The organism is Streptomyces sp. NPDC031497 (assembly GCF_055580905.1).
In genome coordinates, this window is the sequence record NZ_JBVIKO010000049.1 from 23317 (window position 1) to 31332 (window position 8016).

Below are 8016 nucleotides of genomic sequence, written 5' to 3' on the forward strand. Positions count from 1 at the left end.
CCCCTGACGGGTGGGTGACGGGCCGCTCCGGTCCCTCACTGACTGCTGGTGCCGAAGTCCTCGGGCGAGATCTGGTCGAGGAACTCGCGGAACTTCTCCACCTCGTCCTCCTGCTCGTCCGGGATCGCGATGCCCGCGTCGTCCAGCACCGTGTCGCTCCCGTAGATCGGCGTTCCGGTGCGCAGCGCCAGCGCTATGGCGTCGGACGGACGGGCGCTCACCTCGACACCGCTGGCGAAGACCAGCTCCGCGTAGAAGACGCCCTCACGCAGGTCCGTGATGCGTACTTCGGTGAGCTCCTGACCGACGGCCTCCAGCACGTCCTTGAACAGGTCGTGGGTCAGCGGCCGCGCAGGGGCCATGCCCTGCTGGGCGAACGCGATCGCCGTCGCCTCCCCCGGCCCGATCCAGATGGGGAGGTAACGGTCGCCTCCCACTTCGCGCAGGAGCACGATCGGTTGGTTGGAGGGCATTTCCACCCGGACACCTACGACATCGAGCTCGTTCACACAGCAACCCTAGGCCGTGCCCGGGACGTTTGGGTAGTCGGGCCCGGAACGCGCGCCCGATCCGGCCTCCGCCCGGGTCCTGTCACCATGGTCACGGCAGCCTCACCCCGAGCGCGGTCTGCACCAGTGCGGCGTGCAACCTCACCGTGAGCGCCGCCAGCTCCTTCGTACGGGCCTCGGCATGGGCCCTGGTCTGCGGATTGCGGTGCCGCTTGAGCGGGGCAACCACCTGGTCCACCAGGCCCGCCTCACGGTCGGCGGCGGCCTTCATCACCCGCAGATGGCGCGGCTCGATCCCGAACCGGCCCAGCTCGGTCACGAGCGCGGCCACGGTGACCGCCTCGGCGTCGTACACGCCGTCCTCCAGGGGAGCGAGCAGTCCGTACGACTCCCACTCCGCCAGGCAGTTCTCGTCGATCTCGGCGGCCGCGAGCAGCTCGTTCCGGCCGATCCGCGCCACCGTGGGCGCCTCGACGACCATCGGCACGGCCTCGCCGTCCCGCTGCCGTCCCAGCACGGGCAGCTGGACGGCCTCACCGCGCTCCATGGCCTCCAGGTACTCCCGGATGACCTTCAGCGGCAGGTAGTGGTCCCGCTGCATCCTCAGGACGTGTCCGAGCCGCTCCACGTCCCCGGCGCTGAACTTGCGGTACCCGGACGGGGTCCGGCGCGGCTCGATCAGCCCCTCCGACTCCAGGAAGCGGATCTTGGAGATGGTGACTTCGGGGAACTCGTCGCGCAGCACGTTCAGCACCGTGCCGATGCTCATCAGCCCGGATTCCGTGGCGGCGGTGCCGTGACCGGTACCGCCGCTCGGTGTGTGCAGCATGGGCCTTCTTCCCTGGGGTCCCCGGACGACGTCCGGAGGGTCAGATGCCCTGCCGGCTCGCGTAGAAGACCAGCCGGTACTTGCCGATCTGGACCTCGTCACCGTTGGACAGAGCGACCTGGTCGATGCGCTCCCGGTTGACGTACGTGCCATTGAGGCTGCCCACGTCGGCCACCGTGAACGAGCCGTCCGGCTGGCGGCGGAACTCCACATGGCGGCGCGAGACCGTCACGTCGTCCAGGAAGATGTCACTCTGCGGGTGACGGCCGGCCGTGGTCAGGTCGCTGTCCAGCAGGAAGCGGCTGCCCGAGTTCGGGCCGCGGCGCACGACCAGCAGCGCGGAGCCCAGCGGCAGCGCGTCGACGGCCGCCTGCGCCTCGGGCGAGAGCGCCGGCGCCTGGGTCTGGCCGGTGACCTCGGCGTCGTAGGCCTCCAGGCCGGAGATCGAGATCGTGGACGTCGTCTCCGACGCCCGCTCGGGGACGGCGCCCGCGCGCAGCGGGGCACCGCAATTGGAACAGAAGCGGGCGTTCTCCGCGTTGCGGTTACCGCACCTCGTACAAACCAGGGCCGACATGGACGGATCCTCCTGCCGCGGCTGCCCCGCCGGGGCGTTGGACGCGTACGGGTCGGAGGTAAACCCTCCACCCGCACCTGAGGTTGACGGTTGCCCGAAACCTATGCCGCCGGACTGCGACGGGTCAACTGACCGCGCGCCCTGACCTCCCGAAATGTCACCCCCCGGACCAGTCACCTGATCCCGGAACAGCGGGCGCTGACCGTCCGCGTCGGGCTGTGCGCGATGGCGAGCGGTCGCGTTGTCGCTACCCTCTCGGGTGCTCTTGCCGAACAACTTCGAAAACAACTTCACGGGCGATTCCCCTTGACCGAAACAGACCCGCCCGTGGGGCAGGACGAACCCTGACTGAATAAACCGGCCGACCCGGACAACCACACAACGTCCGTATCCACCAGACAGTTTCCACCACGCACCGGCTCCCCGGTGCGCCGACCCCCCGCATCCTCATGCCCTCGCCGGACGTCCCGCATGCACCGCCGGTTCACTGTGAGGACGACCGAGCGTAGTCAGGCTGCTTCGCCGGTCGCAAGGCATCCACCACGATCTTGGTCGACCGCTCGACGGTCACAGTCGCCTGTTCCTTCTCCAGGGTCTGCACCACGCCTCCGGGGATGTTGAGAGCCGGTTCGAGATCCTGCGGCTTGCCGATCACCTTGAAAACGTAGGGCTGGGTGATCTTGTTCCCGTCGACGCTCACGCTCTTCCCGGAGTCGGTGAGGTAGGTGCCGGAGATCACTCGCACCCCGTTGACCTGGATCGCCTCCGCGCCGGCCGCGCGCAACTCCTGGATCGCGTCGAGCAGCATGTCCGCCTGTACCGTCCCCTTCGGGTCGTCGACCGTCATCGTGATGCCAGGACCCTGCGCCGCCACGGTGCCCGCCAGAATGCCGAGTTGCCTCTCCTTCTCGGCCGTCTGCCTGCGTGCCTCCGCCGCCTGGTCGGAGCTGCTCTGCAACTCCTGGCGCTGCTTTTCAAGTCCTGTCTTCTCGTCCTCAAGACGCTGAGTACGGTCATCCAGTTCATCGAGGATCCGAACAAGATCCTCCTGGCGGGCCCCGCGCAACGCGCTGTCACTGTCGCTGTTCGACGCCACCTGCACGGCGAGCCCGAATCCGAGCCCGAACAGCAGCACGGCGACGATCAGTTGGGCCCGGCTGACCCGCGGCGGCCACAGCCCCTGGACCAGCCGGCGGCGGCCGGTCAGCCCGGCCTCCGGCTTCGGCTCGGCGGTGGATCCGGTCTCCGGTGCCGCGGCGGGCACCTCGTCCGGCAGTTCTCTGCGCAGCCCGTGTTCCGGGCGCTTCTCGTGCTCGCTCATGCCGCTCACGCCCGGAAGACATGCCGTCGGATCGCCGCGGCGTTGGAGAAGATACGGATACCGAGGACCACGACGACACCCGTGGACAGCTGCGACCCCACACCCAACTTGTCGCCCAGGAACACGATCAGCGCGGCCACCACCACGTTGGACAGGAACGACACCACGAAGACCTTGTCGTCGAAGATCCCGTCGAGCATGGCCCGCAGCCCACCGAAGACGGCGTCAAGCGCCGCGACGACGGCGATCGGCAGATACGGCTCGACGACCGCCGGAACCTCAGGACGGACCAACAGTCCGGCCACGACGCCCACGACGAGGCCAAGTACGGCGATCACGATGTGCCCTTCTCCGTCTTCTCCGTGTACGGCTGGGCCGTACGTACGATCACGCTGGGTGCGGCGGGCAGCCGGACGTCACTCTCCGTGGAGATCGTCGCCCGGATGTCGAAGTTCTCCTCCAGCGCATGCAGATACAGCCCGTCGGGGCTGTCCTGGAACCTGGAGCTGAGCCTCTCCCCGTCCCCCACCGCCAGCACCGTGTACGGCGGTACCAGCGGCCTGTTGTCGACCAGTATCGCGTCTCCCGCGGCCCTGATCGCGGACAGGGCGGTGAGCCGCTGCCCGTTGATGGAGATCGCCTCGGCGCCCGAGGCCCACAGCCCGTTCACGACGCGCTGCATGTCATGGTCGCGCACCCGGCCGGTGTCGGAGAACCCTGAGGTCTCCCGCGGGTCGCTGCCGTCGCCGCCCGAGGAGGCCTCCTTGGCGTCGTTCACGACCAGCTTCACGCCGGGGCCGTGCACCGCCGTGGCACCCGACAGCATGCCCACCAGGTCCGCCTGGCCGCTGCCGCCGCTCTCCTTCAGCGCCGCACGCTGGCGGGCACTGACATCGTCCCGCAGCCTGTCGACATTGGTCTCCAGCTTGTCGGCGGCGGCCGTCTCACGGTCGATGCGGTCGATGAGCTCCTGGCGCTCCTTGGCCACGACAGGGGCCGTCACGCGTGCCTGCGCCGCTCCCACGGTCACCACCAGCGCCGCGAGCACCAGACCGCCGGCGAGGCCCAGCCTGGCCCGGAGGGTCTTCGGCATGCCGCCGCCCTCCCCCTGCGCCCGCTTCCGGGCCGCCGCCTCGGCGTACCCGTCGTCGAGGCTGTGGTCCATGACGTTGGTGATCAACGACATGGAGGCGTCCGGGCGCTGCGGCCGGGTGGCGCTGCTCCGAACGGGGGGTTGCTGCGGCATGCCGCACATCGTCGCACGTTGCGACCGGTACCTCCGAACGGCCCCACCGGCGTGCCGGACAGGCCCCCGCGGGGACACTTGTCCGGCACGCGCGCGTGCGGCGGATTTACCGTCCGGCGCTGTCCACGATCGCCGACCATTCGTCCAACAGGGCCTGCGCGGAGGCGTCGTCGGGCCCCTCGGCCCACAGATGGGTGACCGCCTCGGCCGGGTCGGGCAGCACCATCACCCAGCGTCCGTCGGTCTCGACGACCCGCACCCCGTCGGTCGTGTCCACGAAGCGATCATCGGCCGCCTCGACGACACGCCGCATGACCAGGCCCTTGACAGCCCACGGGGTCGCCAGGTCCCGCTTGAGGACATGCGCCCGCGGGATCCGGGCGTCGATCTGGCTGAGCGTGAGCTGTGTCCGCGCCACCAGGCCGATCAGGCGCACGAAGGCCGCCGTACCGTCGTAGACACTGCTGAACTCGGGGACGATGAATCCGCCCTTGCCGTCACCACCGAAGATGGTGCCTTCCTCACGCCCCACGCGCGTGAGGTCGTCGGGCGAGGTGGTCGTCCACTCGACCTGGGTCCCGTGGTACGCGGCCACCTGCTCGGCGATCCGGGTCGTGGTGACCGGAAGCGCCACACGGCCGCTACGCCGCTCGGCGGCGACCAGGTCGAGCATCACGAGCAGCGCGCGGTCGTCCTCGATGATGCGGCCCTTCTCGTCCACCAGGGACAGCCGCTCGCCCACCGGGTCGAACCGCACACCGAACGCGGCCCCGGAGGACGCCACGATCTCGCCGAGGCGCACCAGCCCCGACCTCCGCTGGTCCGCCGTCTCCGTGGGCCTGGCCTCGTTCAGTCCGGGGTTGATGGTCAGCGAGTCCACGCCGAGCTTCCCGAGCAGGCTGGGCAGAACGAGCCCGGCGCTGCCGTTGGAAGCGTCCACGACGACCTTCAGGCCGGCCTCGGCGATCCCGGTGATGTCGACGTTCCGCAGCAGCGAACCCGTGTAGGAGTCGAAGACGCTCGCCGGGAAGTACAGGTCGCCGATCTCTCCCGGGAACGCACGCCGGTACTCCTGCCGCGCGAAGATCCGGTCCAGCTTGCGCTGGCTGGCCTGCGAGAGGTCCGCGCCCTGCCCGTCGAAGAACATGATGTCGACGGAGTCGGGCACCCCGGGCGAGGTCCGGATCATGATGCCGCCGGCGCTGCCGCGCGCGGTCTGCTGCCGTGCCACCGGCAGGGGCACGTTCTCCAGGTCGCGTACGTCGATGGCGCTGGCCTGGAGCGCGGAGATGACCGCACGCTTGAGCGCACGGGCGCCCCGGGAGTGGTCACGGGCCGTGGTGACCGTGGACCCCTTCTTCAGGGTGGTCGCGTACGCGCCGGCGAGCCGTACGGCCAGCTCCGGTGTGATCTCCACGTTCAGGATCCCGGAGACACCACGGGCACCAAAGAGATGCGCCTGCCCGCGGGACTCCCAGATCACGGACGTGTTGACGAACGCACCGGCCTCGATGGTCTTGAACGGATAGACCCGGACGTTGCCCTGCACGATCGATTCTTCACCGATCAGGCACTCGTCACCGATGACCGCTCCGTCCTCGATCCGGGCGGCCCGCATGATGTCGGTGTTCTTCCCGACGACACAGCCCCGCAGATTGCTGTGCTGCCCGACGTAGACGTTGTCATGGACAACGGCCCGGTGCAGGAAGGCTCCGCTCTTCACGACGACGTTGGAGCCCACGACGGTGTGCTCGCGGATTTCCGTGCCGGCCTCGACCTTGGCGTAGTCACCGATGTACAGCGGTCCGCGCAGCACCGCGTCCGGGTGCACCTCGGCGCCCTCGGCCACCCAGACGCCCGGCGATATCTCGAAGCCGTCGATGTCGACGTCGACCTTGCCCTCCAGGACGTCGGCCTGCGCCTTGACGTACGACTCGTGGGTGCCGACGTCCTCCCAGTAGCCCTCGGCGATGTAGCCGTAGATCGGCTTGCCTTCCTTCATCAATTGCGGGAAGACATCGCCGGACCAGTCGACGGGAACGTCGGCCTCGACATAGTCGAATACCTCGGGCTCCATGACGTAGATGCCCGTGTTCACCGTGTCGGAGAAGACCTGCCCCCAGGTCGGCTTCTCAAGGAACCGCTCGACCTTCCCCTCTTCGTCGACGATGGTGATGCCGAATTCCAGCGGATTGGGCACACGGGTCAGGCAGACCGTGACAAGCGCGCCCTTTGCCTTGTGGAAGTTGATGAGTTCGGTGAGGTCGAAGTCGGTCAGCGCATCGCCGGAGATGACGAGGAAAGCATCGTCCTTCAACGCCTCCTCGGCGTTCTTGACGCTTCCGGCGGTACCGAGTGGCTTCTCCTCATTGGCATAGGTGAGCTCCATGCCGAGCTCTTCGCCGTCCCCGAAGTAGTTCTTGACGAGTGACGCCAGGAACTGCACGGTGACGACGGTCTCGGTGAGCCCATGCCTTTTGAGCAGCCGTAGCACATGCTCCATGATCGGTCGGTTCACCACCGGAAGGAGCGGCTTGGGCATGCTGGAGGTCATGGGGCGAAGGCGTGTGCCTTCACCACCGGCCATCACTACGGCCTTCATGTCGGAAGCGTCCTCCTCTAAGAGATGACGGTCTAGCCGACTTCACCCGTCCAGATTGTCCCGCACTTTTCCGCCGCGGGCCATCGAGAGCCACTACGTCCGGACAATCGCCGGGCTCAATCGGCTGTGGCGTCCGCACGAACCAGACGGCGGACCTGCACCACATAGAGCACTCCTGCCCACCAATAGAGCGTTGTACCCCATCCGGCGAACGCCCATCCGAAAATTGCAGCGAGTGACGAGATCCAGCCGCTTCCGTCACTGAGCAGCAGGAGCGGGAACGCGTACATCAGATTGAACGTGGCTGCCTTGCCAAGGAAGTTCACCTGCGGCGGTGGATAGCCGTGCCGCCGGAGAATCCCCACCATCACCAGCAGCACCAGCTCGCGCAGCAGTAGTACGGCTGTCAACCAGAGCGGCAGGATCTCGCGCCAGGTGAGTCCGACCAGCGTCGACAGGATGTAGAGCCGGTCCGCGGCGGGGTCCAGAAGCCGGCCGAGGCTGCTGATCTGGTTCCAGCGTCGGGCGAGCTTGCCGTCCAGGTAGTCACTGATGCCGCTGAAGGCGAGCACCAGCAGCGCCCAGCCGTCGCTCTTGGGCCCGCCGAACTCGGGCCTGAGGATCAACCACAGGAAGACGGGTACGCCGACGAGACGCGCCATGCTGAGGATGTTCGGGATGGTGAGGACCCGGTCCGTCTGGACACGGGTCTCCTGGACCTCCACCCGGGGGCCTCCTGTGATGGGAAACGAGCCAACTTTGCCCCCTGACCTTACCTCAACGCAAAAAAGCTCTGGCTCTTGGGCTTGAAGCCCAAGAGCCAGAGCTCTAAAAGGAGTTCGGCGGTGTCCTACTCTCCCACAGGGTCCCCCCTGCAGTACCATCGGCGCTGTAAGGCTTAGCTTCCGGGTTCGGAATGTAACCGGGCGTTT

General features: G+C 67.9%; 8 protein-coding genes and 1 rRNA gene. All 9 read right to left on the bottom strand.

Features of this window, described 5'->3' with window-relative positions; translation table 11 throughout:
* Nucleotides 1–35 precede the first annotated feature (35 nt).
* Nucleotides 36–509, bottom strand: a complete 474-nt coding sequence (locus ACZ5K7_RS47345) for a bifunctional nuclease family protein (protein ID WP_026253112.1) — start codon at nt 507–509, stop codon at nt 36–38.
* A 91-nt stretch (nt 510–600) separates the two neighbouring features.
* Nucleotides 601–1338: a transcriptional regulator FtsR gene (gene ftsR / locus ACZ5K7_RS47350; protein ID WP_450972799.1), complete on the bottom strand. Its 738-nt coding sequence runs from the start codon at nt 1336–1338 to the stop codon at nt 601–603.
* A 40-nt stretch (nt 1339–1378) separates the two neighbouring features.
* The gene (locus tag ACZ5K7_RS47355) at nt 1379–2209 is read right to left on the bottom strand and encodes an FHA domain-containing protein (protein WP_351712447.1); all 831 of its coding nucleotides are present in this window, start codon (nt 2207–2209) and stop codon (nt 1379–1381) included.
* A 190-nt stretch (nt 2210–2399) separates the two neighbouring features.
* Nucleotides 2400–3236 (bottom strand): DUF881 domain-containing protein, encoded by an 837-nt coding sequence (locus ACZ5K7_RS47360; protein WP_351712449.1) that lies wholly within the window; start codon nt 3234–3236, stop codon nt 2400–2402.
* A 5-nt stretch (nt 3237–3241) separates the two neighbouring features.
* Nucleotides 3242–3574 carry a small basic family protein gene (locus ACZ5K7_RS47365; protein WP_046727248.1) on the bottom strand — a complete coding sequence of 111 codons (333 nt, stop codon included), beginning with the start codon at nt 3572–3574 and terminating at the stop codon, nt 3242–3244.
* Nucleotides 3571–4482, bottom strand: coding sequence for a DUF881 domain-containing protein (locus ACZ5K7_RS47370; RefSeq protein WP_351712451.1), 912 nt, complete (start codon nt 4480–4482; stop codon nt 3571–3573). The genes ACZ5K7_RS47365 and ACZ5K7_RS47370 overlap by 4 nt, the downstream gene beginning before the upstream one ends.
* 106 nt (nt 4483–4588) lie before the next feature.
* Nucleotides 4589–7084 carry a mannose-1-phosphate guanyltransferase gene (locus ACZ5K7_RS47375; RefSeq protein WP_351712453.1) on the bottom strand — a complete coding sequence of 832 codons (2496 nt, stop codon included), beginning with the start codon at nt 7082–7084 and terminating at the stop codon, nt 4589–4591.
* Nucleotides 7085–7200: 116 nt separating this feature from the next.
* On the bottom strand, nt 7201–7809 hold the full coding sequence (locus tag ACZ5K7_RS47380) for a CDP-alcohol phosphatidyltransferase family protein (protein WP_351712455.1): 609 nt from the start codon (nt 7807–7809) through the stop codon (nt 7201–7203).
* 112 nt (nt 7810–7921) lie between these two features.
* Nucleotides 7922–8016: ribosomal RNA gene (gene rrf, locus ACZ5K7_RS47385) — 5S ribosomal RNA — on the bottom strand; the annotation flags it as partial.